The organism is Streptomyces sp. Xyl84, assembly GCF_059731885.1.
The window spans coordinates 5,797,177-5,821,080 of record NZ_AP029182.1 but is presented as its reverse complement, the minus strand read 5'-3'; the positions used below and the strand labels follow the sequence as shown (position 1 = coordinate 5,821,080).

General features: G+C 74.8%; 20 protein-coding genes and 1 pseudogene. 12 read left to right on the top strand and 9 right to left on the bottom strand.

The genetic code is table 11. The features are described from left to right. Window positions 1–52: 52 nt before the first annotated feature. Genes hmgA through AC6I72_RS25210 form a run of 3 tightly spaced genes read left to right on the top strand, consistent with a single transcriptional unit; the run spans window position 53 to window position 3,353 of the window. Window positions 53–1,369 carry a homogentisate 1,2-dioxygenase gene (hmgA, locus tag AC6I72_RS25220; RefSeq protein WP_498003442.1) on the top strand — a complete coding sequence of 439 codons (1,317 nt, stop codon included), beginning with the start codon at window positions 53–55 and terminating at the stop codon, window positions 1,367–1,369. Between the two features lie 26 nt (window positions 1,370–1,395). Further along, entirely contained in the window at window positions 1,396–2,145 is a 750-nt protein-coding gene (locus tag AC6I72_RS25215; protein ID WP_366725719.1) for a GntR family transcriptional regulator, read from the top strand. Window positions 2,146–2,171: 26 nt separating this feature from the next. After that, on the top strand, window positions 2,172–3,353 hold the full coding sequence (locus tag AC6I72_RS25210; RefSeq protein WP_498003441.1) for a type ISP restriction/modification enzyme: 1,182 nt from the start codon (window positions 2,172–2,174) through the stop codon (window positions 3,351–3,353). A 204-nt stretch (window positions 3,354–3,557) separates the two neighbouring features. On the opposite strand, the gene AC6I72_RS25205 is transcribed toward AC6I72_RS25210, so the two are convergent. Next, window positions 3,558–4,271, bottom strand: coding sequence for a TetR/AcrR family transcriptional regulator (locus AC6I72_RS25205; protein WP_498003440.1), 714 nt, complete (start codon window positions 4,269–4,271; stop codon window positions 3,558–3,560). Between the two features lie 64 nt (window positions 4,272–4,335). On the opposite strand from AC6I72_RS25205, the gene AC6I72_RS25200 reads away from it, so the two are divergent. Both AC6I72_RS25200 and AC6I72_RS25195 read left to right on the top strand, forming a co-directional pair. Further along, window positions 4,336–5,292, top strand: coding sequence for an ATP-binding cassette domain-containing protein (locus AC6I72_RS25200; RefSeq protein WP_498003439.1), 957 nt, complete (start codon window positions 4,336–4,338; stop codon window positions 5,290–5,292). Next, window positions 5,289–6,071, top strand: coding sequence for an ABC transporter permease (locus AC6I72_RS25195; RefSeq protein WP_498003438.1), 783 nt, complete (start codon window positions 5,289–5,291; stop codon window positions 6,069–6,071). Before AC6I72_RS25200 ends, AC6I72_RS25195 begins: the two co-directional genes overlap by 4 nt. A 259-nt stretch (window positions 6,072–6,330) precedes the next feature. Here the strand turns inward: AC6I72_RS25195 and AC6I72_RS25190 are convergent, their stop codons facing one another. Continuing rightward, window positions 6,331–6,597, bottom strand: coding sequence for a hypothetical protein (locus AC6I72_RS25190; protein WP_037860555.1), 267 nt, complete (start codon window positions 6,595–6,597; stop codon window positions 6,331–6,333). Window positions 6,598–6,991: 394 nt separating this feature from the next. Then, window positions 6,992–7,798, bottom strand: coding sequence for an SGNH/GDSL hydrolase family protein (locus AC6I72_RS25185; protein WP_498003437.1), 807 nt, complete (start codon window positions 7,796–7,798; stop codon window positions 6,992–6,994). 786 nt (window positions 7,799–8,584) lie between these two features. Here AC6I72_RS25185 and AC6I72_RS25180 point away from each other — a divergent pair. Together AC6I72_RS25180 and AC6I72_RS25175 are read left to right on the top strand one after the other, a co-directional pair. Next, the gene (locus tag AC6I72_RS25180) at window positions 8,585–9,679 is read left to right on the top strand and encodes a DUF5925 domain-containing protein (protein WP_498003436.1); all 1,095 of its coding nucleotides are present in this window, start codon (window positions 8,585–8,587) and stop codon (window positions 9,677–9,679) included. A gap of 65 nt (window positions 9,680–9,744) precedes the next feature. Next, window positions 9,745–10,527 (top strand): DUF72 domain-containing protein, encoded by a 783-nt coding sequence (locus AC6I72_RS25175; protein WP_498003435.1) that lies wholly within the window; start codon window positions 9,745–9,747, stop codon window positions 10,525–10,527. Window positions 10,528–10,724: 197 nt separating this feature from the next. Here AC6I72_RS25175 and AC6I72_RS25170 read toward each other — a convergent pair whose 3' ends face one another. Further along, window positions 10,725–11,093, bottom strand: a complete 369-nt coding sequence (locus AC6I72_RS25170) for a GntR family transcriptional regulator (RefSeq protein WP_498003434.1) — start codon at window positions 11,091–11,093, stop codon at window positions 10,725–10,727. 110 nt (window positions 11,094–11,203) lie between these two features. Between AC6I72_RS25170 and AC6I72_RS25165 the strand changes: the two genes are divergently transcribed. Together AC6I72_RS25165 and AC6I72_RS25160 are read left to right on the top strand one after the other, a co-directional pair. Next, on the top strand, window positions 11,204–12,133 hold the full coding sequence (locus tag AC6I72_RS25165) for a GNAT family N-acetyltransferase (protein WP_498003433.1): 930 nt from the start codon (window positions 11,204–11,206) through the stop codon (window positions 12,131–12,133). Beyond that, entirely contained in the window at window positions 12,114–12,620 is a 507-nt protein-coding gene (locus AC6I72_RS25160) for a ribonuclease FAU-1 family protein (protein WP_498003432.1), read from the top strand. The genes AC6I72_RS25165 and AC6I72_RS25160 overlap by 20 nt, the downstream gene beginning before the upstream one ends. Before the next feature lie 5 nt (window positions 12,621–12,625). Here AC6I72_RS25160 and AC6I72_RS25155 read toward each other — a convergent pair whose 3' ends face one another. Then, window positions 12,626–13,267, bottom strand: a complete 642-nt coding sequence (locus AC6I72_RS25155) for a class I SAM-dependent methyltransferase (RefSeq protein ID WP_498003431.1) — start codon at window positions 13,265–13,267, stop codon at window positions 12,626–12,628. A 139-nt stretch (window positions 13,268–13,406) separates the two neighbouring features. Here AC6I72_RS25155 and AC6I72_RS25150 point away from each other — a divergent pair, with 139 nt between their 5' ends. Both AC6I72_RS25150 and AC6I72_RS25145 read left to right on the top strand, forming a co-directional pair. Next, window positions 13,407–13,544, top strand: a complete 138-nt coding sequence (locus AC6I72_RS25150; protein ID WP_498003430.1) for a hypothetical protein — start codon at window positions 13,407–13,409, stop codon at window positions 13,542–13,544. 248 nt (window positions 13,545–13,792) lie between these two features. Continuing rightward, on the top strand, window positions 13,793–14,848 hold the full coding sequence (locus AC6I72_RS25145) for a lytic polysaccharide monooxygenase auxiliary activity family 9 protein (RefSeq protein WP_498003429.1): 1,056 nt from the start codon (window positions 13,793–13,795) through the stop codon (window positions 14,846–14,848). A gap of 68 nt (window positions 14,849–14,916) precedes the next feature. Here the strand turns inward: AC6I72_RS25145 and AC6I72_RS25140 are convergent, their stop codons facing one another. From AC6I72_RS25140 to AC6I72_RS25130, 3 genes are all read right to left on the bottom strand, one after another. Then, window positions 14,917–15,789, bottom strand: coding sequence for an esterase/lipase family protein (locus tag AC6I72_RS25140; RefSeq protein ID WP_498003428.1), 873 nt, complete (start codon window positions 15,787–15,789; stop codon window positions 14,917–14,919). Between the two features lie 517 nt (window positions 15,790–16,306). Further along, on the bottom strand, window positions 16,307–17,281 hold the full coding sequence (locus tag AC6I72_RS25135; RefSeq protein WP_498003427.1) for a DNA polymerase Y family protein: 975 nt from the start codon (window positions 17,279–17,281) through the stop codon (window positions 16,307–16,309). Continuing rightward, window positions 17,278–20,979 carry a DNA polymerase III subunit alpha gene (locus tag AC6I72_RS25130; RefSeq protein ID WP_498003426.1) on the bottom strand — a complete coding sequence of 1,234 codons (3,702 nt, stop codon included), beginning with the start codon at window positions 20,977–20,979 and terminating at the stop codon, window positions 17,278–17,280. The genes AC6I72_RS25135 and AC6I72_RS25130 overlap by 4 nt, the downstream gene beginning before the upstream one ends. Window positions 20,980–21,134: 155 nt before the next feature. On the opposite strand from AC6I72_RS25130, the pseudogene AC6I72_RS25125 reads away from it, so the two are divergent. Beyond that, a pseudogene (locus AC6I72_RS25125) lies at window positions 21,135–22,166 on the top strand (DUF3533 domain-containing protein); the annotation flags it as partial. A 408-nt stretch (window positions 22,167–22,574) separates the two neighbouring features. Here the strand turns inward: AC6I72_RS25125 and AC6I72_RS25120 are convergent. After that, window positions 22,575–23,657: a S1 family peptidase gene (locus AC6I72_RS25120; RefSeq protein WP_498003425.1), complete on the bottom strand. Its 1,083-nt coding sequence runs from the start codon at window positions 23,655–23,657 to the stop codon at window positions 22,575–22,577. Window positions 23,658–23,904: the final 247 nt, after the last annotated feature.

Here is a 23,904-nt window from a genome sequence, read left to right as displayed (position 1 = left end):
GAAAACGCAATCCTACGGTGATCCATAGGAATCGGGTTGCAAGGGAGCGATCATGAGCGGGGACGCACGCAAGACCGCCGAGGCACTGGAGTACCTCTCCGGATTCGGCAACGAGCACAGCTCGCAGGCCATTGCGGGCGCCCTGCCCGAAGGCCGCAACTCGCCCCAGCGCGCCCCCCTCGGGCTGTACGCGGAACAGCTCAGCGGTACGGCGTTCACCGAGCCCAGGGCGCACAACCGCCGCTCGTGGCTGTACCGCATCCGCCCCTCGGCGGCCCACCCGGCGTTCGCCCGCACCGGCAACGGCACGCTGCGCACGGCGCCCTTCACGCAGACGGTGCCCGACCCGAACCGGCTGCGCTGGAACCCGCTGCCGGAGCCGGGGCGGGGCACGGACTTCCTCGCGGGCCTGTGGACCCTCGGCGGCAACGGCGACGTCGCCCAGCGCACCGGCATGGCGGTGCATCTGTATCACGCCAACTCCTCGATGGAGCGCGTCTTCAGCGACGCGGACGGCGAGCTGCTGATCGTGCCGGAGCGCGGCGGCCTGCTGCTGCGCACCGAGTTCGGCCTGCTGCAGGCCGAGCCGGGCCATGTGGCGCTGATCCCGCGCGGGGTGCGCTTCCGCGTCGAGCTGCTGGACGCGAGCGCCCGCGGCTACGTCTGCGAGAACTACGGCGCCCCCTTCCGCCTCCCCGACCTCGGACCGATCGGCGCCAACGGCCTCGCCAACGCCCGGGACTTCCGCGCGCCGGTCGCCGCCTACGAGGACGTGGAGGGGCCGGTGGAGGTGGTGAACAAGTTCTGCGGCAACCTCTGGTCGGCCACCTACGGCCACTCCCCGCTCGACGTCGTCGCCTGGCACGGCAACCATGTGCCGTACGTCTACGACCTGCGCCGCTTCAACGTCATCGGGACGATCTCCTACGACCACCCGGACCCGTCGGTCTTCACGGTGCTGACCTCGCCGAGCGACACCCCGGGCCTGGCCGGCGTGGACTTCGTCGTCTTCGCGCCGCGCTGGCTGGTGGGCGAGGACACCTTCCGGCCGCCGTACTTCCACCGGAACGTGATGAGCGAGTACATGGGCCTGATCGAGGGCGCCTACGACGCCAAGGCGGAGGGTTTCGTGCCGGGCGGCGGCTCGCTGCACAACATGATGTCGGCGCACGGGCCGGACCGGGAGACCTTCGAGCGGGCGAGCACGGCCGAGCTGGCGCCGCAGAAGATCGACGACGGGCTGGCGTTCATGTTCGAGACGCGCTGGCCGGTCACGCTCACCCCGCACGCGGCCCGGGCGGACCACCTCCAGCAGCGCTACGACGACGTCTGGCAGGGTCTGGAGAAGCACTTCAGGCCGTTGCACTGAGCGGGTCCGACCGGTACGGATAGGCCGTGACCTCCTTTGCTCCGGATTCGATCGTCCTGAACCGCAAGCTGCCGCTGTGGTACCAGGTGTCCCAGTCGCTGCGCGCCTCCATCCTCGGCCGCTCACCCCGGGACCCGCTGCGCCTGCCCACCGAGGAACAGCTGGCCGGGCACTACGGCGTGAGCGTGCTGACCATGCGGCAGGCGCTGAAGGAGCTGGAGGACGAGGGGCTGATCACCCGGCACCGGCGGCGCGGCACGTTCATCGCGCCGGCCGCCCACCGGGGCGCCCCGGTGCGGCTGCTCGGCTCGGTGGACGCGATCGTGGCCCAGCAGTCCGGCATGACGACCGAGCTGCTGGACCACGGCCCGGCACCGGTGACCGGCGAACTCGCCGAGTTCTTCCCGGACCTGGAGGAGGTGGCGGCCTACCACCGGCTGCGCAGCGACGAGAAGACGGGCGAGCCCACCAACCACGCCCGCAACTACGTCCGTCCGGAGCTGGCCGAGCGGATAGCGCCGCAGGACCTGGTGCGCTGGCCGATGACCAAGGTGCTGCGGGACGTGGTGGGCGCCGACATCAGCCGGATCACGGACACCGTGCAGGCGCGGCTGGCCGACCCGGAGACGGCGCGGCTGCTGGAAGTGCCGCTGCTCAGCCCGATCCTGCACTACACGGGGATCACCTACGACGGTGCGGGCAGGCCGCTGGACGTGGTGGTCATCCACTACCGCGGGGACCGTTTCTCCTTCACGGTGACGCTCGACGCAACGTGACCTGCCCGCCGTCGCCGCGTCGTACGATGCCCGGCGTGACGCACGACGACGCCCCGCTGCTGGCGGACCTCATGCCGTGGTCCGTCGCACCGCCGCGGCTGGGCCGGGCATGGCCCGCGGCCCCGGACCCGGCGAGTCTCAAGGCCCGCTGGGACGCCCTGCTGAAGGCGGCGGGGCCCGGCCGGGAGGCCCTGTTCGAGCCGACCCGCTCGCGCACGCCGTACACCGCGGTGGGGCAGCTGCCCGGCCGGTCCGGCGGCACCGAGCCGCTGGTACGGGCCTCGGGGCCGTGTCCGGAGCCGGTCCGGGTGCTGATGGCCCCCTTCGACGAGCAGTGGCTCCTGCCGGACAACCGGCTGATCGACGCGGCCCGGCCCGAGCTGTGGCGGGTGGCGGACGACCGGCAGATCTTCGCGGTGGAGACGGGCGCGGCCGCGGGCGCCGGGGAGCCGGCGCTGCTGGCGACGTCGCTGCCGCCGTTCCCGCGGCCGGGCCGGATCCGCCCGCTGTACCGCCGCCCGGGGGCGCGGGAGCCGAACCTGGCGCCCGGTCTGCCGGAGTACCTGGCGGCCCGTCTCGGGCACCGGCCCGACCCGGTCGACGTGCTCGCCTGGGCGCTGGCGGCCGCCCGGCCGGGCCCGGGCGGCCTCGCCGTCCCGCTCACCGCGGACCCCGGGCGGTGGGCGCGGGGCGTCGAGGCGGGGCGCAGGGCGCTGTGGCTGATGCGCCGCGACGGTGAGCGGCCCAGGCTGCCCGGCGGCCGCCGCCCGTACGTCCGCGCGCCCCTGCCGGCCCGCCCGCTCGCCCTCCACTACGACCGGGACGAGGAGACCCTCCACCTCGACGGGGGCCGCATCTCGCCCGTGCCCGCGGCGGCCTGGGACTTCACGGTCGGCTCGGTACGGGTCCTGGAGCAGTGGTTCACGGCCCGCACGGCGCAGGGCGAACCGGGCACCCTGTCGGCGCTCCGCCCGGCCGCCTGGCCGCAGACGTGGACCTCGGAGCTGCTGGAACTCATCACCGTGCTGGCGCTGCTGGGCGAAGTGCGGGCCGGCGGGGAGACGGCGGCGCCGGAGGTGGGGGACGCCGTCACGGCCGCCGATCTGCGGGCTGCGGGGGTGCTGCCGGTCCCGGAGGCGGCCCGCCGGCCGGCCTCGGTCCTCGGCCTCGCGGAAGAGGGCCCCGGGGGCCAGTTCACCCTGATCTGACGGCAGGCCCCGCGGGGCCGGCGACACGGACCGCCTCACGGACCGCCTCCGGACCGGGCCTGCCGGTCCCCCGGTGCCTCCCGCGCCTCTACGCCTCCCGCGCCTTCACACCTTCCGTGCGTTCACGCCGTGCGCGTCCGCCGGGTGTGCCCGAGCCGTACGTGCGTCCTGCCCCACCCGTGCGGCGCGCCGGCGGCGCGTGCCTCAGCCGCGCGGCGCGAAGCCGTCCAGGACGCGCCCCAGGGCCCGTTCGAACACCGCCTCCAGGTCGATGGGCCCGGCGTCCTCCGCGAAGGAGGCCGCCAGCCTCGGATAGGCGCCGGTGGCGATCTGGCCGCCCAGGTAGGCGATCCGCACCGCCGTCTCCTGCTCCTCGGACCAGGGCAGGGAGCGGGCGCGTTCGGCGACGGCCAGTTCGTTGGAGACGTACATGGTCACCACGGCGTTGACCATGGCGACCAGCTCCATCTTGGTGCCGTAGGACGCCTCCAGGGGGTCCAGGCAGCCCAGGCAGTGCTCCAGGTAGCGCAGGACGTTGGGGCTGAAGCCGTAGACGCCCGACATCAGGCGCGGCAGCCAGGTGTGGCGGCGCATGAGGTCCCGGGACTGGTGGCCCACGCGGAGCATGTCGGCGCGCCAGTCGCCGCTGGGCTCCCACACCTCGTGCTCGCCGCTGACGGCGTCCACCATCAGCTCGTACAGGTCCTCCTTGCGGGGGACGTAGTTGTACAGCGACATGGTGCCGCAGCCCAGTTCGGCCGCGACGTGCCGCATCGAGACCGCCTCCAGACCGCCCTCGTCGGCCAGCCGTACGGCCGCCGCCGCGATGTCGGCGCGTGTGTAGGCGGGCCGCGGTCCCCGTCCCGCCCGTTCGGGACGGGACCAGATCACTTCGGGTCGGGCCGGTCGGCCAGCCATGGATCATCACCTCGCCCCCTCATCCTAGTTACGTACACCGTACGTAGTGCGCTATGGTCGACGCATGACAACTACGTACGCCGTACTTAGTGAAGGTCTTCAGAAGCGTTTCGGGGACGTCCGTGCCGTGCGCGGCCTGGACCTGGCGGTGGCGGAGGGCACGGTCTGCGGCGTGCTCGGGCCGAACGGCGCCGGCAAGACGACGGCCGTGCGGCTGCTGACCACGCTGCTGCGACCGGACGCCGGCTCGGCCCTCGTGGCCGGGTGCGACCTGGTGCGCGACCCGGCCGCCGTGCGCCGCCGGATCGGGGTGACCGGGCAGGACACGTCCGTGGACGCGGACCTCACCGGGCGGCAGAACCTGCGGCTGTTCGCCCGGCTGCACCGCGTCGCCGGCGCGGCGGCGCGCACGGACGAACTGCTGGAGCGGTTCGGTCTCACGGAGGCCGCCGACCGGACCGCGTCGACCTACTCGGGCGGGATGCGCCGCCGCCTCGACCTCGCGGCCAGCCTGCTGCGTCCGCCCGCCGTCCTGTTCCTGGACGAGCCGACCACCGGCCTCGACCCGGCCAGCCGCAACCGCATCTGGGACGCCGTGCGCGAGCTGAAGCAGCAGGGCACGACGGTGGTGCTGACCACCCAGTACCTGGAGGAGGCCGACCGGCTGGCCGACGACATCGCCCTGGTGGACCGGGGCCGCATCACGCAGACCGGATCACCGGCCCAGCTCAAGGCCCTGATCGGCACGCACGCCGAGGTCGTCGTCGCCCACCCGGACGAGATGACGCGGGCGGCGGCCGTCCTGGACCGGCTCACCGGCACCGAGCCGGTGTTCGACCACGAGCGGGGCGCCGTCGGCGCGGTCGCCACCGACCCGACCCTCACCCTGCCCCGCCTGGTGCGCGAACTGGACGCGGCGGGAGTGCCGCTGCTCGACGCGAGCCTGCGGCCGCCCACCCTGGACGACGTCTTCCTCCGGCTGACCGGAGCCGCCCCCGACAGCGAGGAGATCGCGGCATGAGCACGCTCACGTACGACGGCACGGCGATGGTGGGCCGGCAGCTGCGCCGGGTCCGCAACAACCCGGGCCTGGCGGTCCTCACCCAGATCATGCCCATCAACATGCTGCTGTTCTTCGGCTACGTCTTCGGCAGTGCGCTGGCGATGCCCGGCCGGGAGTACCGTGCCTTCCTCGTGCCGGGGCTCCTGGCGGCGACGGCGGCCGGCGGGATCATGACGGGGATGTTCCAGGCCGCGCAGGACACCCACCGGGGGGTGATGGACCGGTTCCGCGCCATGCCGGTGAGCCGGGCGGCCGTGCCGCTCGGGCAGGCGGTGGCCGACCTCGTCGTCACCGCGGCGGGCACGGTGCCGCTGCTGCTGGTCGGGCTGGCCGTCGGCTGGCGGATCGAGGGCGGCGCGGCGGGGGCGGCGGGCGCCGTGGGACTGCTGCTGCTCTTCCGGTTCGCGTGCACCTGGGCCGGGATCCTGCTGGGGCTGCTCACGCGGAGCGAGGAGGCGGCCGGTCAGCTCGGCGCCTCGACCTTCGTCCTGCCGCTGCTGTCCAACGCCTACATCCCCACCGGCGACCTGACCCCCTGGCTGCGCACCCTGGCCGAGTGGAACCCGATCAGCGCGGTGACCACGGCCTTGCGCGACCTCTTCGGGAATGCCGCGGTGCCCCAGCACGCCGCCTGGCCGACGGCCCACCCGGTCGCCGGGACGCTGGCCTGGTGCGCGGTGCTGCTCGCCGTGTGCGCGCCCCTGGCGGTACGGCGGTACGCGCGCGCCGGGGGCTGACGGAGGGGGTGGAGTGCGGACCCCGGCGGGCCGGTGCGCGGGGGCGGGTCCGGGCGCCGGCCCGAAGGCCGGTCCGGACGCCGGCGGTGGCACGCCCAACGGGCGCCGCGGGCCGTGGGGATGGCGGACGGCGGGACCGCGGCGCGGTACGGGACGGTGTGGTGATCCGGTCCCGGACCCGTGCCCCGAGCGGACGCAGGTCCAGGAACGTCCACGGCGCCCTCCGGAGGTGCCGGAGAGGCCGGGGACGGCGGTGCCGCTAGTGCCCGCCGAACAGCGAGCGGCGCAGCCGGCGCAGGGGCGCGAACAGCGACACCCGGCGCATCCGCGCACCCCTGCCCGTGCGGTCGTGCGCGCCACGCGCGGTGAGTTCACGCATCAGCAACGTCGCCTCGGCTGCCTCTCGCTGCGGGACGGCAGGACCGCCCAGCACCGCGAGATGGCGGTCGAGGCGCGAGCTGGTCGCGCTGCTTCCGCAGGTGATCGCAGGGACCCTCGCCCTGCTGCGCACTGTTATCTGCTCCATGTCACTCCCCACCCGTACGAGTCCACCCGGCCCGGGCAGGGTAACCCTATCGCCCCCCACGGGCATGCGTGTATCACGGTCGCAGGATTCACCTTCTGCGCAAGGGGGTTGACGACTACTCTCCGAATGCGCCCGATTCCGCGGCGAGTTGGACAACGGCTGGCAGACGGGTCGCGGCGCCCGCGGGCACCGCCGCGCGGTCACGGCGAGTGATGCGGCACCGGGGCGGCAGCACGGTCCGCCGAGGGCGTGTCCCCGGCGGCACGAACGCCCGCCCCCGGACGGGGAGGCGGGCGTCGCGCCGTTCTCCTCACCGCCGCCGGAACGTGGGCGATCTCACGTCGCGGTGCCGGTGCGGCGTCGGGCGGTGGGACGGCCGGTCGGGCAGCCGGTGTCAGGCGGCGCTGTTGAGCACCGGCAGGTAACCGCTCGAGTGGCCGGTCGCCGTCGGGTGGTAGGACTCGCCGATGTCGAGCCAGTTGACGCTGTGCAGCCAGGAGCTGCCGGAGCAGATCTCGTGACCGCCGAAGGTGGTGCGGACGTCGCCGAAGGTGAAGCCGTGGTTCGCGGCGACCTTGGCGATGGCCGCGTCGATGTAGTCGGCCGCGCCGTTGATGGCCGACCGCTTGGCCTCCGACAGGCCGAGGCAGGTCTGGCCGAGCAGGTAGAAGCGGGGGTAGCCGATCACGACGACGTGAGCGGAGGGCGCCTTGCCGCGGATCACCGAGTACAGGTTGTCGAGCTTGCCGGGCAGCGTCGAGTCGACGTAGGCCTTGGCGGTGGCGATGCGGGAGAGGCAGGTGCTGTCGGACTGGAGCACACAGGTCGTCATGACGTCGGAGAACCCGGCGTCGTTGCCGCCGATGGTGATGGAGACGAGGGACGTGCCGGAATTGAGCGGGCCGAGCTGGTTGGCGAGGACGTCGTCGGTCCTGGCGCCCGAGCAGGCGGTGAAGGCGAACGACGAGGGGGCGTGGGCGGCGTTCCAGAGGTAGGGGTACGCCTTGGTGCTGCGGTCGCAGTCGCCGCTGGAGCTGATGTAACTGCCGGCGCCCACCCCGGAGGAGTAGGAGTCGCCGAGGGCCACATAGCCCCCGGTGGCGGCCGGCTGCGCTGCCTGCGCCGCGGCCGTCCCGGTGAGGACGAGACCGACGGTGAGCAGAAGTGAGCCGACGCGTGCGGCAATTCGGGAACGTCTCATGGAACCTCCCTTTAGCAGCTTCTCTGCCGCATCCGTGGTAGCAGCTACGCGCGTCAACTGGAAGTGTCCATGCCAAGAAAGTTCATGAACTCCCGGGAAATCAGGGGGCGCAGGGGCGCACCCGGCGTACGGCCGACGCCCTCCTCGAACACTCCGTCAGAGGATGACAAGAACCCGTACGGGCGGCTTCGTCGCGTTGACGGACCCCGCACGGCTGGGCGCCGGGGAGGAGCGGGGGCCGGGACGCGACGCGGACGGGGGTGAGGTACGTCCCCGCCGTGCGCGCCCCGACCCTGCCGGAGCCCTCCCTGACGGTCCGCAAGCCGGTGCCGAACCGGCGGACCGGGCGCTGGCTACCGCTTGCCGCACGCGTGGCCCGTCCAGCTGGCGACCCGTCTGTCCGGCACCCGCTCCGACCCGTTCGCGGGGCCCTGCCCATCGGCCGAGGCAGGCCGCCGCGGACGGCATCCCCCTCCTCGGTCCCGGGCCGGGGCCGGGCGGGGCCGGGGCCGGGGCCGGAAGGAGTGCGACAACTGCTGCCGTCGCGGGAACCGGCCGTGCCGCAGGGGTGAGTGAGTACGCGTCAACGGTCGGGGGCGGGGCGCCGGGCCCGGCGCGCTCCTGTACGGGCACGGCGCGATGCGGTGCAGTGCCCGAGGCGGAGCGCGCCGGGCGCATGCGGCCGGAGCGGGGTCCGGGCGCGTCCGGCCGGGCGAAGCGGCCGACACGCGACGTACGGCCGGGAAACGGGGTGCGCGGGGCGGTCCGGTGACAGATCATGGCGGCATGTCTGCGAACCCACACGACGCTCTGCCGATCCGGCTCAACGTCGACGACTCCGACTCGCCGTCCGACGTCGTCGACGCGCTGTTCCTCGGCCGCTTCGCGACGGGCGAGCAGCCGTTCTCGCACGCGGTCAACATCGAACGGGTCCGGTCCGGCGCCACGCTGCTCCCGGACGGCGCCCGGGTGCTGCGGGTGGCCCGCGACGACGACCGCAGCGCCACCCTCGCGGAGGGCGACGGCTGGACCCTGCTGGTCTCCCGCTGGAACCGCGGGGCGGACGTCACGGTCACCGCGACCGACGCCGGCCTGGCCCAGCGGATCCTGGACCAGGCCACGGACGGCGCGGCGGACGAACCCGAGCCGCAGCCGGAGAACGTGACGATGGGCTTCTGGTACGTCTCCCCGCGGCGCGGCCCGCACCGCACCACCCGGCAGATCGCCGCGGGCACCTGGGACGAGATCCGGGCCAACTACACGGCGCCGGTCGCGGACGCGATGGACCGCCTGATGAAGACCGGCCCCCAGGACATCGCGGGCCGCCTCCTGCTGCTGCACGGGCCGCCGGGCACCGGCAAGACCTCCGCGCTGCGGACGCTGGCCCGCTCCTGGCGGGACTGGTGCCAGGTGGACTGCGTCCTCGACCCCGAGCGGCTGTTCTCGGACGTCGGCTACCTGATGGACATCGCCATCGGTGAGGAGGACTCGGCGGGCAGGGGCCGCTGGCGGCTGCTCCTGCTGGAGGACTGCGACGAACTGATCCGCGGCGAGGCCAAGCACACGGCGGGCCAGGCCCTCTCGCGCCTGCTGAACCTCACGGACGGCCTGCTCGGCCAGGGCCGCAACGTGCTGGTCGGGGTGACGACCAACGAGGACCTGGAGCGGCTGCACCCCGCCGTGGTCCGGCCGGGCCGCTGCCTGGCCCGCATCGAGGTGGGCCGGCTGACCCGCCGGGAGGCGGTGGACTGGCTGGGCACGGAGGAGGGCGTGGGCCGCGAGGGGGCGACCCTGGCCGAGCTGTACGCGCTGCGCCGGGGCACCTCCCCGACGGCGCTCCCGGAGCCGCGGGAGGGCGCCGACGCGGGGCTGTACCTGTAGGACGCCGGTGCCCGGCCGGCAGCCCTCGGCCTGTGCCGCGTGGGCCGGGGTGTTTTCATGGGCGTATGACCCTGTTCGTCGGGACGTCGGGGTGGCAGTACAAGGACTGGCGGGGCGTGCTGTACCCGCAGGGGTGCCCGGTGCGCCGGTGGCTGGAGGAGTACGCCGCCGCGTTCGCCACGGTGGAGGTCAACAACGCCTTCTACCGGCTGCCGTCGCGGGAGACCTTCGAGGCGTGGCGGGAGCGGCTGCCGCCCGGCTTCGTCGTCGCGGTCAAGGCGAGCCGCTTCCTGTCCCACGTCAAGCGCCTCAAGGACCCCGAGGAGCCGGTGCACCGGCTGATGGCCCACGCCTCGGGCCTCGGCGACCGGCTCGGCCCGGTGCTGCTCCAGCTGCCGCCCACGCTGCGCGCCGATCCCGGCCTGCTGGACGCCTGCCTCGCGTGCTTCCCGCCGGGCACCCGGGTGGCGGTGGAGCCGCGGCACGAGTCGTGGTGGACGCCGCCGGTGCGGACGGTGCTGGAGCTGCGGGGCGCCGCCCTGTGCTGGGCCGACGTCCTCGGCCGCCCGGTCACCCCGCTGTGGGTGACGGCCGGGTGGGGCTACGTCCGTTTCCACCAGGGCCGCGCCCGGGCGTGGCCGCACTACGGCCGCAGGTCCCTGGAGAGCTGGGCGGACCGCGTCGCCACGGGCTGGCCGGCCGGCCGGGACACCGACGTGTACGCGTACTTCAACAACGACCCGACGGGGGCGGCGGTGCGGGACGCGGTGGTGTTCGCGCACGTGGCCCGGCGCGCGGGCCTGACGGTGACACGCACGCCGGAGCGGGCGCCCGCGCGGCACCCCTGACGGGGCGCGCACGTCGGCGGGAGCGCGCACGTCCGGCGGCGCACGCCCCGGCCGGCAGGCGGGGCCTAGTTACCAGACTCCGGCCGGGCGAGGCGTCCCACTTCCTGCTTCCCGTACCCCGTCGGGGGGCCTGCTTCCCAGACGCCGGCCGGGCGGGGCCTACTGCTTCCTGCCTCCCGGACTCCGGCGGGCGTGCCCTAGTTCCCGTACGCCGCCCGCAGGGCGTCCCGTACGGCCGCGTGCGCCGTGTCCTCGTCCAGGCCCAGCCGCCGCACCCGCTCCGCGTAGGCCTGGGCGGCGGCGGCCGCCTCGCGGGCCGAGGCCGAGTCCGCGGCGGCCACGAACGTGCCGTTGCGCCCCCGCGTCTCGATCACCCCGTCCGCCTCCAGCGCGCGGTACGCCTTGGCGACCGTGTTCGCCGCCAGTCCGAGCGTCTCGGCGAGCCCGCGCACCGTCGGCAGCCGGTATCCCACCGGCAGCGCCCCCGACCGCGCCTGTTCGGAGATCTGGGCCCGCACCTGCTCGTAGGGCGGTGCGCCGTCGTCGACATGGATCCTCAAGGTCACGGGGTGATTGTCGCGCACCGGCGCACTGAGCGGCGGACCGGCCGGGTGCCGGGGCGGCCGGCGGAAAATGGGAGGCGGGCGGCCGGGGCCGCCCCGTAGCGTGCGCGCCCATGACCGTGATCGTCCGTGACCTGCGCCCCGACGCGCCCGCCGACCTGGAGGGCTTCGCCCGCGTGCGCCGGCTGGCGCTGCCCTTCGTCCTGTTCACCCCCGAGTCCCTCACCCACACCCTCACCCGCATGCACCCCGACGCCCGTTACCGTCCGCTGATAGCCGTGGCGGACGGCGAGGTGATCGGCACGGCCCAGGTGCACTTCGCCCACGAGAGCCCGGAACCCGGCCAGGGCAACATCAACGTGTACGTGCACCCCGAGCACACCGGACGCGGTGCGGGCTCCCTGCTCGTGCGCACCGCCGAGGAGTACCTGGCCGCCCACGGCGCGGTGCGGCTGCACTCCTGGGTGCTGGACGCGCCCGGCAACCGCGCCTTCGCCGAGCGGCACGGCTACCGCAGCAGCCGCTCCGCCCACTTCCTCCGCCTCGACCTGGCGGCGGGCCACCTCCCGCCGCTCCAGGACCCGCCGCCCGGGGTGGAGCTGCGCCGGGGGTCGGACTACGCGGATGACCCGCGTCCGCTGTTCGACCTGGACGCGGAGACGGTGGGCGACGAACCGAGCGACGTGGCCGCGGAGTTGACGGACTACGAGGCCTGGCTGGAGGAGACCTGGCGGAACCCGCTGCTGAACCGCGAGCTGACGTCCGTCGCCGTGGTCGAGGGCCGTCCGGCGGCGTTCACCCTGGCCTACACGGACGGCGGGACCCGCTACAGCACCGGCATGACCGGCACCGCCCGCGCCTTCCGCGGCCGGGGCCTGGCCAAGCTCGCCAAGAACGACTCGCTGCACCGCGCCCGCGCGGCCGGCATCACGGAGGCGTTCACCGGGAACGACACCGGCAACGGGCCGATGATCGCGATCAACAGGTGGTTCGGGTACGAGGTCTGCGCGGCGGAGGTGCGGTATGTCCGTGAACTCGCCTGAGCCGCCCGGCACGGTGGACGTCGTCCTCGTCAAGGGCGGCCGGACGAAGATCCGTTACCCGGCCGTGCCCGTCGCGGACGACGGGGTGCGGATCGTGGTGCGCGCGCCCTGGGCGGGCGCGGGCGTACGCGACTTCGGCTTCGTGCGCTTCGAGCCGGGCGACGTCTTCACCGAGTACTACTGGCGGGACCGGTGGTACGCGGTGAAGGAGGTTCGCGACGGCGGCGGGCGGCTGAAGGGCTGGTACTGCGACATCACCCGCCCCGCCGTGCTCACGGGCACGGACCTGGTCGTGGAGGACCTGGACCTGGACCTGTGGCGCTCCGCCGACGGCACGGACGTACGCCGCCTGGACGAGGACGAGTTCGCGGCGAGCGGCCTGGCGCAGCGCGATCCGGCGGCGGCCGGCGCGGCTGTGGCGGCCCTCGGCGAACTGGAGTCGCTGGCCCGCGAGGGCGGCTCCGGCTTCACCGCGCTGCTGGCCTGAGCCGGTCACGCCACCGTCGCCACCACGGCGTACCGCTCGTCGGTCACCGCCTTGCCCCAGAGCCGGGCGTCATCCGACAGGTGTTCGACACGAGTGTGGTCCACGAGGGGCGTGAGGAGAGTGAGAAGCCGCTCGGTGGGTATGCCGACGGGCGTGACCGTGCCCCAGACGCCCTCGACGAGGACCAGCCGCCCGGCGGGCCGCAGCAGCTCCCGCCAGTGCCGCAGGGCACCGGCGGGATCCGGCAGCGCCCACAGCACGTGGCGGACCAGGACGGTGTCGAAGCGCCCCCGGTCCACCGGCGGGCTCGCCGCGTCACCGACGAGGAAGGCGGCGTCCCGGCCTGCGAGCTTCGCGCGGGCCAGGGCCACCATGGCCGGGGAGCTGTCGACGCCGGTGACCCGGTGTCCCTGTTCGGCCGCGAGGAGCGAGAGGCTGCCGGTGCCGCAGCCGAGGTCGAGGAGGTCGGCGGGGTGCTCCGGCAGCCAGTCGCGCAGCCGCCGCGCCCAGGCGGCACGCACCTGCGGATCGCGCAGCCCGTGATCGGGTTCGTCGTCGAAGACGGGCGCCTGCGCGTCCCAGTCCACCGCCGCTGGAGCCGGGCTCCGGCCGGCCGCGTCACCATCGGTCGTCGTGTGTGCACTCATGGCCCCAAGAGTGACACCCACCACTGACACCCGGATCGTGACAGCCGCCACAGACAGACCAGCACCGATGAGCAAGTCTCGCCCGAAAGGTCTACCTCCGTGAGAACACGGAACCCGGTAGACGTCGAAGGAGGCCCCGATGCGCCGTGTGACAGTGCAGAAGCCCCTGACGAGGAAGACGGAATCCCGCCGGATCCACGAGGAGCCCGATGAGCGTCCCGCCGGCCGGCCCGAGGTCCGCAAGGACATCGCGCGCACCTGGTGGCCGGAGGGATGACCGCCCGCAGAGGTCCCGGACGCGCCGGAACCCCCCTTGCGCCCGCCCCCGCGGCAGCCCGCGCGCACCCCTGCCGCACCCCCTGTCTGAGCGCAGCCTCAGCGCTCCCTTAACGCGGCCATAAGGTTCTCCCCGCACCGTCCTCGACGGGCGGCCGCCCCGTTCTCCGGGGCTAGTTTCTGACCCACCCCACGGGATCCGTCCCGGTGTCGGCACCGTCAGAAACGACCGTCGCGAGGAGTTCCTCCATGCCCGCACGCCCCGCACGCCCCGGCCGCAAGTCCGCCCCGCTCGCCGCCCTCGCTCTGGCGCCGCTCGCCCTGACCGCGCTCGCCGCCGCGCCCGCGTCCGCGCACGGCACGATGGGCGGGCCGGTCAGCCGGGTGTTCCAGTGCTACGCCGAGGGCCCGGAGAGCCCGAGGTCGGCGGCCTGCAGGGCGGCGGTCGCCGCCGGCGGCACCCAGGCCCTGTACGACTGGAACGGCGTCCGGATCGGCGACGTGAACGGCCGGCACCAGGCCCGGATCCCGGACGGCAAGCTGTGCAGCGCGAACGACCCCGCGTTCAAGGGCCTCGACCTGCCCCGCGCCGACTGGCCCGCGACCGCCGTGCGCAGCGGGGCGTACACCTTCAAGTACCGCGTGACCGCCCAGCACAAGGGCACGTTCACCGTGTACATCACCAAGCCCGGCCACGACCCGGCGAAGCCGCCCGCCTGGGCGGACCTGGACCTCGCGCACCCGGTGGCCACGGTCACCGACCCGGTGGCCTCGGGCGGCTTCTACACCTTCTCCGGCACGCTGCCCCAGCGCACCGGCAAGCAGTTGCTGTACGCGGTGTGGCAGCGCTCGGACAGCCCCGAGGCGTTCTACTCCTGCTCGGACGTCACCTTCCCCGGGGGCGGGAGCGGCGCGGCGGCGCCGGGTGGCTCCGCCCCGGCGCCGTCGGCCTCCGCGCCGACCGAACGGCAGATCGAGGACGGCGCCGGCAGATCGACGGTCCGGCACGACCACCACGACCACGGGAACACCGGTACCGGCGCCGAGGCCACGCCGAACGCCGCGCCCGCCACCGGGGGCACCGCCCAGGGCGCCCCGGGGGCCACCCCGCGGTCCGGTACGGCCGCCGGGGCGGACGCGGGTCCCCGCAGCCAGATCGCGGGCGGGGGCCGCAGCCTCGCCGAGACCGGCGGCGGGAGCACCGCCCTGTACGCGGTGGCCGGCGGCGCGGCCGCGCTGGCGGCCGGCTCCGCGGCGCTGTTCCTCTCCGTGCGGCGGCGCGCCGCCGGCCGGCACGGCCGCTGAGGCGCGGGCGCGCGTACCGGGGCCCGTCCGGCGGCCTCCGCCGGACGGGCCCCGGCGTGCGCGACGTGTCAGCTGACCGCGGACGCGCAGGTGGTGGCGGTGGCGTGGGCGGGGTCGAGCGCGTTGGCCACCTCGTGGAAGGCGATGCGGTCGATCGTGCCGATGGCCACGTGCTCGGACAGGTCGAGCGGGCAGAGGTCCTGCAGCAGGACGTTGCGGACGTCGGAGCCGGTGAGGTACTGGGTCCGCCAGGGGGTGGCCACCTCGTCGTACTGGGTGGCGATCACCGTGTAGTGCACGCCGGGCACGGTGTCGCCGCCCGCGTTGAGCCGGGTGAGGAAGGCGGACCCGGCGATCTGGTCGGCGAGGCCGGGGGTGGCCTCGGAGAGCAGGTCGCTCGCGCCGGGGAAGTACGGCAGCAGGTGGGTGAGGCCGCTGAGGGTGGTGCCGTGGCTGTCGGGCGCGACACCGACGAGGGCGTTCACCTTGGCCGCGCCGCCGAGGAACTTCAGGTAGTAGCGGGGCATCATGCCGCCCTGCGAGTGGCCGACGAGGTCGGCCTTGGCGGCGCCGGTGGCGGCGAGCACCTTGTCGACGAAGGCGGACAGCTGCCCGGCCGACTTGTCGATGGGCCCCAGGCCGTTGAAGACCGGGACGCCGGGCAGCTGCCCGTAGCCGAGGGAGAAGACGCAGTACCCGCGGCTCTCCAGGTACGGGGCGAGGGTGAGCCAGTTGTCGACGGAGTTGCCGAAGGTGCCGTGGACCAGGACGACGGGGCGGGGGTGGGCGGCCGAGGGCTTGCAGGCGTAGTCGTTCCAGCCGGTGCTCGGGGCGGCGGCGGTGCCGGACGCGGCGTGGGCCGTGGCGGCGGGGACGGTGGCGACGGCCGCGGCCAGCAGCAGGGCGGCGAGGTGTCTCAGGGCGCGCCTGAAGGGCAGCATCGTGTGATCTCCTTGCGGCTCGAGGGGAGTGCGACGGCACTGAGCGCTGTGATCCGGATCACGGGATGCTGTTCACTCGTCAAGTTACGGACGAGTAGGCCAAGGGGGAAGTTACGCGTCAGTAAAGAATTCTCGTGGGCGTGCGAACGGCCAATGTCCGCGCATCGCACGGGACCTGACTCCCTGTCACCAAGCGGGGCGAACGGGGCCGTGCGGCGCGATGCGCGACGGCCGCTCCCCAGGGCGCGCACCAACGTCCTCACCGGCGCCCCGGACCGCCCCCGCACGGCCTCCGGGCCGGCTCCTCCGCGGCCGGCCCTCGGCGGCACGGCCTCCGCGGCCGGCCCTCGGCGGCGGGGGTGCGGGCCCGGCCCCCAGCGGTCAGCACGACCGGCCGGGCGCGCGTCCCCGGAGCGGGGGCGGCGCACGGCGTACCCCTTGCGCGGGGGACGCGAGCCACCTGGCGGACGGCACCGTGCTCACCCCGCCGTGGGCCGGCGTGACCGCCCCCCGCCCCTCACGCGGCCAGCGTCCCCGGGATCACCGCCCGGGGCCCGAACCTGGCCCGCGCGCGGTCCGCGACCTCCTCGATACGGCGGAGCTTCTCGTCGGCGGGGTCGAAGGTGAGCTGGTGGGAGGCCTGTTCGGCGGGGGCCAGGCCCTCGGCGCGCAGGGCGAGCGCGCGGACCCGGGCGCGCTGGAGCCCCAGGGTCTCGTAGAGGCCGTAGGCGGCCCCGGTCAGCGTCGCCGAGTGGGCGGTGGGTTCCGCCAGCGTGCGCGTGCGGACGATCGCGGAGCGGTCGGCGTGGCGCACGGTGAGGGTCAGGGTGCGGCACACCTTGTCGAGGGCGCGCAGCCGGGCGCCCAGGTCCCCGGCGGCCGACAGCAGCGCGGCGCGGTGCCGGCCGGGGTCGAGTTCGTCGCGGTCGAAGAGGCGTTCCGCGGCCAGGGACCTGGAGACGGCGTTGGGGACGACCCGGCCGCGGTCCACGCCGCTCGCCCTCTCGCGCAGGTCGCGGCCCGCCTTCGCGCCGATCAGCCGCTGGAGCGTCGACAGGGGTGCGGCGGCGACCAGACCCAGGGTGTCCAGGCCGTACTCGCCCAGGGTGCGGGCGGTCGCCGCGCCGACGCCAGGCAGCGCGGTGACGGGCAGACCGGCGAGGAACTCCGCGACGGCGGCCGGTTCGGCGGGGACCGCGCAGGTCAGTCCCGGCCGTGCGGCACGCAGGGCCACGCGGGCCAGCATCGGGCCCGGCCCGGCGCCGATCACGCAGTCCACGCCGAACCGCGCCAGCGCGCGGACCCGGATCACCGACGCCAGCTCGACCGCGTCGCGCCCGAAGTAGCGTTCGGCGCCCCGCAGATCGGCCAGCGCCCCGTCGGGCGGCAGCGCCTCGACCACCGGGGTGAACTCCTCCAGCAGCCCGAGCAGCCCGGGCAGGGCCGCCTCGTACATCGGAGGCAGCTGGAAACGTACGCAGAGAATGGTCATCCCGCGCTCCCTGGACTCTGGTGCCACAACTTCCTTCCGCTCGCGGGCCCTTCGCCCGCCGGGCGCAGATCCGCCCATGGGTTCATCTCGTAACCGGTGGACATCCGGATACGGCGGTCGCGGGCGGCCTCCAGCGGGTCCGGCGCCGCGGACCCGGCGGGCGCGGGCCGCCCGTCCGAGCCGGCGAGCCGGGCCCGCCGCGTACCGTCACCGCCGCCTGGCGCTCTGCCGTCACCGTCTTCCGGGGCGCCGCCCGCCGGGCCGCCCTCCGCCGGGCCGCCGGGGCCGGCCAGCCGGGCCGCCACCTGGTCCAGGCCGCCCTCGGCGCGCAGTCCGGCCAGTTCGGCGAGGTTCCAGGCGGCGGCGCCCACCACGCTGAGGCTGTGCGGGCCGCGCCGCTGCACCACTCCGCGCACCAGCAGCAGCCAGGAGTGGAAGACGGTGTGCGCGCAGGCGTCGTGGGAGTCGTCGAAGAAGGCGAGGTCGACCAGGCCGGTGCCGTCGTCCAGCGTGGTGAAGATGACCCGCTTGCCGGACCGGACCGGCGGAGTCTGGGTGGCGGCCTTGGCGCCCGCGACCAGCACCGTCTCGCCGTGCCGTGCCGTGCGCAGCCGGCGCGCGGAGACCACGCCCAGTTCGTCGAGGAACGTCCGGTGGTCGTCCATGAGGTTGCGCGAGGCGTCCATGGACAGCACGCCCAGTTCGGCGCTGAGCTTCTCGGCCTCGGACAGGTCGGGCAGCCCGGCCGCGGCGGTCTGCCGGCCGCCGGACAGGGGCAGTTGGCCCCCGCCCGCGCGCCGGGCGCCGCGGTGCAGCTCGGTCAGGTGCAGTTGCAGGTCGCGGCGGTTGGCACCGAACGCGTCGAGCGCGCCCACCTGGGCGAGCCGGGCGGCGACCGGACGGCTCGGCCGGGCCCGTTCCCAGAAGTCGAGCAGGGAGGCGTACGGCTGCCCGTCCGCGATCCGCGCCGCCTCGGCCTCGCTGATGCCGTGCACGTCGGACAGCGCCAGCCGCAGCCCCCACGTCCCGGGCCCCGGGGGTCTCCCGGGTCCCTTCGACTCAGACACCAGTTCGATACGGTGGGCGACTCCCGACCGGTTCACGTCCAGCGGCAGGATCGGCACCCCGCGCCGCCGCGCGTCCGCCAGCAGCAGCCGCTTCGGGTACATCCCGGGGTCGTGGGTGAGCAACCCGGCGTAGAAGGCGGCCGGGTGATGGGCCTTCAGCCACGCCGACTGGTACGTCGGCACCGCGAAGGCCACCGCGTGCGCCTTGCAGAAGCCGTACGACCCGAACGCCTCGACGATCTCCCAGGTTCGCTGAATCGTTTCTGCGTCGTACCCCTTCGCCGCCGCGTGCTGCGCGAACCACACCCTGATCCGGCCCTGCGACTCCGGGTCGGACAGCCCGCGCCGCACCCGGTCCGCCTCGTCGCGCCCGCAGCCGGTCATGAGGTGCACGATGTGGATGATCTGCTCGTGGAAGACGACGACCCCGTACGTCTCCCGCAACGGCTCCGCCAGGTCGGGGTGCGGGTAGCGGGCGGGCGCCCGCCCGTGCCGCGCCTCGATGAACGGCCGCACCATGTCGGCGGCGACCGGACCGGGCCGGAAGAGCGAGATGTCGACCACGAGATCGTGGAAGGTGGCCGGCTGGAGCCGCCCCACCAGGTCGCGCTGGCCCGGGGACTCGATCTGGAAGCAGCCCAGCGTCTCGGCGGATCGGATGAGCCGGTACGTCGCCGGGTCGCCCTGCGGCACGGCGTCCAGGTCGACCCGCTCCCCCGTCGCCCGCTCCACCTCCGCGACCGCGTGCGCCATCGCCGACTGCATCCGCACACCCAGCACGTCCAGTTTGAGCAGCCCGAGGTCCTCCACGTCGTCCTTGTCGAACTGGGACATGGGCAGGCCCTCGCCGCTGGTCGGCACGACCGGCGTACGGGCGAGCAGGGAGGCGTCCGACAGCAGCACACCGCACGGGTGCATGGCGACCCCGCGCGGCAGGGCGTCCAGGGCCTCGACCAGCTCCCACAGCCTGCCGTACTTCTCCTTCTCCCCCGCCAGCGCCCTCAGCTCGGGCAGTTCCGCCAGGGCCGCGCGGGCGTCGCGGGCGCGGATGTGCGGGAAGGACTTGGCGACGCGGTCGATCTCGGCGGGGTCCATGGACAGGGCCGCGCCCACGTCCCGGATCGCATGCCGGACGCGGTACGTCTCCGGCATGGCGACGGTCGCCACCCGCTCGGTGCCGAACCGGCCGATGATCTGCCGGTAGACCTCCAGCCGGCGCGCGGACTCCACGTCGATGTCGATGTCGGGCAGGACGAACCGCCGCCTGGACAGGAAGCGCTCCATCAGCAGCCCGTGCTCGACCGGGTCGGCGTGGGCGATGCCGAGCAGGTGGTTGACGAGGGAGCCCGCGCCGGAGCCGCGCGCGGCGACCCTGATGCCCGTCTTCCGTACGTCGTCGACCACTTGGGCGACGGTGAGGAAGTAGGAGGCGAAGCCGTGGTGGGCGATGACGTCCAGCTCTTCGTGCATCCGCTCCCAGTACGCGCGCCGGCCGGCGTAGCCGCGCAGCACCATGGCGGCCGCCGCCCGGGAGGCCAGCGTGCGCTGGGCGGTGCGGCGGTCGGCTCCGACCAGGTGCGGCTCGGGGAAGTGGACGGTGCCCATGCCGAGGTCGTCCTCCGGGTCGACCAGGCACTCGGCTGCCGTGGCCCGCGTCTGCTCCAGCAGCCGGTGGGCCGTGTCGCGCCGGAAGCCCGCGGCCTCGACGATCCGCTCGGCCGCGTGCAGCATCGCGCCGGGGTCCTTCAGCCAGGCCTCACCCGAGTCCAGTTCCCTGGTGGCACCGACGGGGACCAGCCGGCGGGCCGCGTCCAGGACGTCGGCGACCGGGCCCTGCCCGGGGTCCGCGTAGCGGACGGCGTTGCTGAGCACGGGCCGGATCCGCTGCTCGGCGGCGAAGCCGACGGTGCGGGCGGCCAGCCGCAGGGAGCCGGGGCCGGTGCCCGTGCGGCCGTGCCAGACGGCCTCCAGGCGCAGGGCGTCGCCGTAGACCTCGCGCCAGGGGACGAGGAGGCGCGCGGCCCGGTCGGGGCGGCCCGCGGCCAGCGCCCGGCCGACGTCGGAGTCGGGGCCGAGCAGCACGGTCAGGCCCTCGGCGTGGTTGTCGGGCCAGGGCAGGACCGGGGTGCCGGGACGGGTGTGGGCGGCGGTGACCAGGCGGCACAGGCCGGCCCAGCCGCGGGCGCCGTCCCGGGCGAGGAAGGTGACGCGCGGGGTCGACTCGTCGATGAAGGCACCGCCGCGCACCGGCGTACGGCGCCGCTGCGGCAGCCCGGGGCCGCCGTCGCGTACGAGCCCTCCGTCCCGTACGGACCCGTCACCCCGTACAAGACCGCCGCCCCGCTCGGCGCCAGCGCCCCGCGCCGTGAAGGCGCCGGGGTGCGCGCGGGGGCGGGCCGGGCGGACGCGCTCGGGTTCGGCCACCGCCAGTTCCGTGCCGAACAGCGGGCGGATGCCCGCCGCCGCGCAGGCCTTGGCGAAGCGGACGGTACCGGCGAGGGTGTCGCGGTCGGTGAGGGCGAGCGCGTCCATGCCCCGCTCGGCGGCGCGCTCGGCCAGCCGCTCCGGGTGCGAGGCGCCGTAGCGCAGGGAGAACCCGGAGACGGTGTGCAGATGCGTGAAGCCCGGCACACGCACCTCCCGCACTCGTGAGCCCGCACGAACAGGCTCTCGAACATCAGTTCACTACTCTCCCCCCACCATAAACCAATTTCCGAACGTGTGTGCGACATCCGTTCGGGCGCGTCCCACCTGCGCAAACGCCCGCCGCCACGCAGCGTGAGGACATGACCCACCCGCACGCCCGCCGGCACCCGCACCCCTTCCTCCAGGAGGTCAAGGACGCCGTCACCCCTCGGGCCACGCTGCTCGTCATCGGCGTGGTGGCGCTGCAGCTGCTGTTCATCGCCTCCTACGTGGGCGCGCTGCACCACCCGGAACCCAAGGACGTGCCCTTCGCCGTCGCGGCACCCCCGGCAGCGGCCGGGCAGACGGTGGCCAGGCTGCGGCGGCTGCCCGGCTCCCCCCTGGACCCGCACGCGGTGGCGGACGAGGCGGCGGCCCGCCGGCAGATCCTGAACCGGGACGTCGACGGCGCCCTGGTCGTCTCCCCGGCCGGCACCGCCGACACCCTCCTGGTCGCCTCCGGCGGCGGCACCGTCCTCGCCACCTCCCTGGAGCGGATCGTCGGTTCCGCGGAGCAGAGCCGGCAGCGGACCGTGCGGACGGTGGACGTGGCCCCGGCCTCCGCCGGCGACTTCAACGGCCTGTCGTCCTTCTACCTGGTCGTGGGCTGGTCCGTCGGCGGCTACCTGTGCGCCTCGATCCTCGCCGTCAGCGCGGGGGCCCGGCCCGCCGACCCGCGGCGTGCGGCGATCCGGCTGGGTGCCATGGCGCTCGTCGCGGCCGTCGGCGGACTCGGCGGCGCGGTCGTCGTGGGGCCGGTCCTGGGCGCACTGCCGGGCGGCGTCACGGCCCTGTGGGGACTGGGGGCGCTGGTGACCTTCGCCGTGGGCGCCGCCACCCTCGCCCTCCAGGGGATCTTCGGCATCGTCGGCATCGGCCTGGCGATCCTGCTGGTGGTGATCGCGGGCAACCCGAGCGCGGGCGGTGCCTTCCCGCTGCCGCTGCTGCCGCCGTTCTGGAAGGCGATCGGGCCCGCTCTGCCGCCGGGCGCGGGAACCTGGTCGGCCCGCTCGATCGCGTACTTCCACGGCAACGCCCTGACGTCCGCGCTGCTGGTACTGGCGGCGTGGGCGGCCGCGGGGGTGGTGATCACCCTGCTGGCCTCCGGGCAGCGGCGCAGGCGCGCGGGTGCGGCGCAGGGTGCGGGAGACGCGGCGGAGCGTGCCGTGGGAACGGAGTGGAAGGACGACCCGCACACGGCGGACGCCGCCGGGACGGCCGGGCCCGGCACCGCCGCGCAGACGGGCGCACATGGCACCGCCGCGCAGGCGGGCACGCACGGCACCGCCGCGCAGGCGGGCGGCACCGCCCGCACCGCGCCCGCGCCACCCCCCGACGACACCTTCACCGACCCGGCCCCCGGCACCGGCACCTCCACAGGCCCGGACCCCGGCAGCGGCACCGGTCCCGGTCCGGGTCCGGGGACGAACACCGGCACCCACACGTGAGAGCCCCGCCCGCGCGTGGGCGAGGACGGGGCTCCCGCCGGTCCCGCGGGGGTGCCGGGGACCGGTCCCGTGGGGGGCCGTGGGGCCTGCCGGTCAGCCGATCGTGGTGCCGGTCGCCGACAGCGCCTCGGTGACCGGCTGGAAGAAGGTCTCGCCGCCGGAGGTGCAGTCGCCGCTGCCGCCGGAGGTCAGGCCGAGCGCGGTGCCGCCGTCGAACAGCGAGCCGCCGCTGTCGCCGGGCTCGGCGCACACATCGGTCTGGACGAGCCCTTCGACGGTGCCCTCGGAGTAGTTCACGGTGGCGTTCAGAGCGGTGACCGTGCCGGTGTGCACGTGGGTCGTCGAGCCGCTGCGGGTCACCTTCTCGCCGACGGTCGCCTCGCCCGCCCCGGTGATCGGCTGCGTGGATCCGTCGTAGAGATCGACCGCGCTCGGGTGGCCGACGGACGCGGTGTACTTCACCAGACCGAAGTCGTCCCCGGGGAAGCTGGAGCGCTCGTTGCTGCCGATCACGGTGCCGTCGGCGTCCGACCAGGTGGAGATGGCCTCGGTGCAGTGGCCCGCGGTCAGGAAGTACGGCTGCCCGTCCTTGACCACGTTGAAGCCGAGCGAGCAGCGCCCGCCCGAGCCGGTGATGGCGTCACCGCCCGCGACGAAGGGCTTGAACTCCCCCTTGGAACGCTTGAGTTCGGCCTTGCCTCCCAGACCCCGGACGACCTCGGAGAGCTTGACCCACGCGGCCCCGGAGACCGTTCTGTCGGCGGTGACCACGACCTTGTCGGTGACCGGGTCGGTCGCCCACGAGGTCCCGGGTATGGCCGCGTCCTTCGCGAGCCGGGCACGGGCGCCGTCCAGTTCGGCGAGGGAGTTCCCGACGACTCTGGCCCTCGCTCCCGCCCGCTCGACCGTGCGCGCGGCGGCCCGGTCGAGCACGTTGACGACGAGGTGGCCCGACCCGGCGTCGTAGTACGCGCCGGCCGTGCTGCCGGTGCCGAGGTCCCCGAGCAGGGCCGAGGCGAGTTTTCCGGCCGCCGGGGCGGACAGCGTGCGGGCCGTGGGGGCCGAGCCGGGCTCGCCGGCGTTCGCATTCTGGAAAGTGACTCCCGTGACGACGAGTGCGGCGATGCCCGCGGCCGCCACGGTCGTCCGGCGCCGGGGTGCGCGTCGGTGCTTCAACTGACGTCCTCCTGTGGGGGGACGGCCCAGGAGGTTGTGGGGACCTCGCAGGGCCGAAGGATGGGTGTCCCCTGCTCGCGCGAAGCCGAGAGCTGAAGGGGAACCGGCGCCTACTATTCCGAGGCCCGCAGGGAGCACACAAGGTCGAGTTCTGGACGCGCGTACGGCAACGGGTGTGCGCCCCCTCCTGCTTGGGCGCCCGAGGTCGCACCGCTCCCGTTCGCTCAGCAAATACTACGAGCGGGTA

What these genes read in the sequence shown, in the direction of transcription:
- AC6I72_RS25140 (WP_498003428.1), bottom strand. Translation starts at nt 15,789, where the DNA reads ATGCTGCCCTTCAGGCGCGCCCTGAGACACCTCGCCGCCCTGCTGCTG.
- AC6I72_RS25150 (WP_498003430.1), top strand. Translation starts at nt 13,407, where the DNA reads ATGCGCCGTGTGACAGTGCAGAAGCCCCTGACGAGGAAGACGGAATCC.
- AC6I72_RS25165 (WP_498003433.1), top strand. Translation starts at nt 11,204, where the DNA reads ATGACCGTGATCGTCCGTGACCTGCGCCCCGACGCGCCCGCCGACCTG.
- AC6I72_RS25190 (WP_037860555.1), bottom strand. Translation starts at nt 6,597, where the DNA reads ATGGAGCAGATAACAGTGCGCAGCAGGGCGAGGGTCCCTGCGATCACC.
- AC6I72_RS25135 (WP_498003427.1), bottom strand. Translation starts at nt 17,281, where the DNA reads ATGACCATTCTCTGCGTACGTTTCCAGCTGCCTCCGATGTACGAGGCG.
- AC6I72_RS25175 (WP_498003435.1), top strand. Translation starts at nt 9,745, where the DNA reads ATGACCCTGTTCGTCGGGACGTCGGGGTGGCAGTACAAGGACTGGCGG.
- AC6I72_RS25185 (WP_498003437.1), bottom strand. Translation starts at nt 7,798, where the DNA reads ATGAGACGTTCCCGAATTGCCGCACGCGTCGGCTCACTTCTGCTCACC.
- AC6I72_RS25155 (WP_498003431.1), bottom strand. Translation starts at nt 13,267, where the DNA reads ATGAGTGCACACACGACGACCGATGGTGACGCGGCCGGCCGGAGCCCG.
- AC6I72_RS25205 (WP_498003440.1), bottom strand. Translation starts at nt 4,271, where the DNA reads ATGGCTGGCCGACCGGCCCGACCCGAAGTGATCTGGTCCCGTCCCGAA.
- AC6I72_RS25180 (WP_498003436.1), top strand. Translation starts at nt 8,585, where the DNA reads ATGTCTGCGAACCCACACGACGCTCTGCCGATCCGGCTCAACGTCGAC.
- AC6I72_RS25160 (WP_498003432.1), top strand. Translation starts at nt 12,114, where the DNA reads ATGTCCGTGAACTCGCCTGAGCCGCCCGGCACGGTGGACGTCGTCCTC.
- AC6I72_RS25200 (WP_498003439.1), top strand. Translation starts at nt 4,336, where the DNA reads ATGACAACTACGTACGCCGTACTTAGTGAAGGTCTTCAGAAGCGTTTC.
- AC6I72_RS25210 (WP_498003441.1), top strand. Translation starts at nt 2,172, where the DNA reads ATGCCCGGCGTGACGCACGACGACGCCCCGCTGCTGGCGGACCTCATG.
- AC6I72_RS25145 (WP_498003429.1), top strand. Translation starts at nt 13,793, where the DNA reads ATGCCCGCACGCCCCGCACGCCCCGGCCGCAAGTCCGCCCCGCTCGCC.
- hmgA (WP_498003442.1), top strand. Translation starts at nt 53, where the DNA reads ATGAGCGGGGACGCACGCAAGACCGCCGAGGCACTGGAGTACCTCTCC.
- AC6I72_RS25195 (WP_498003438.1), top strand. Translation starts at nt 5,289, where the DNA reads ATGAGCACGCTCACGTACGACGGCACGGCGATGGTGGGCCGGCAGCTG.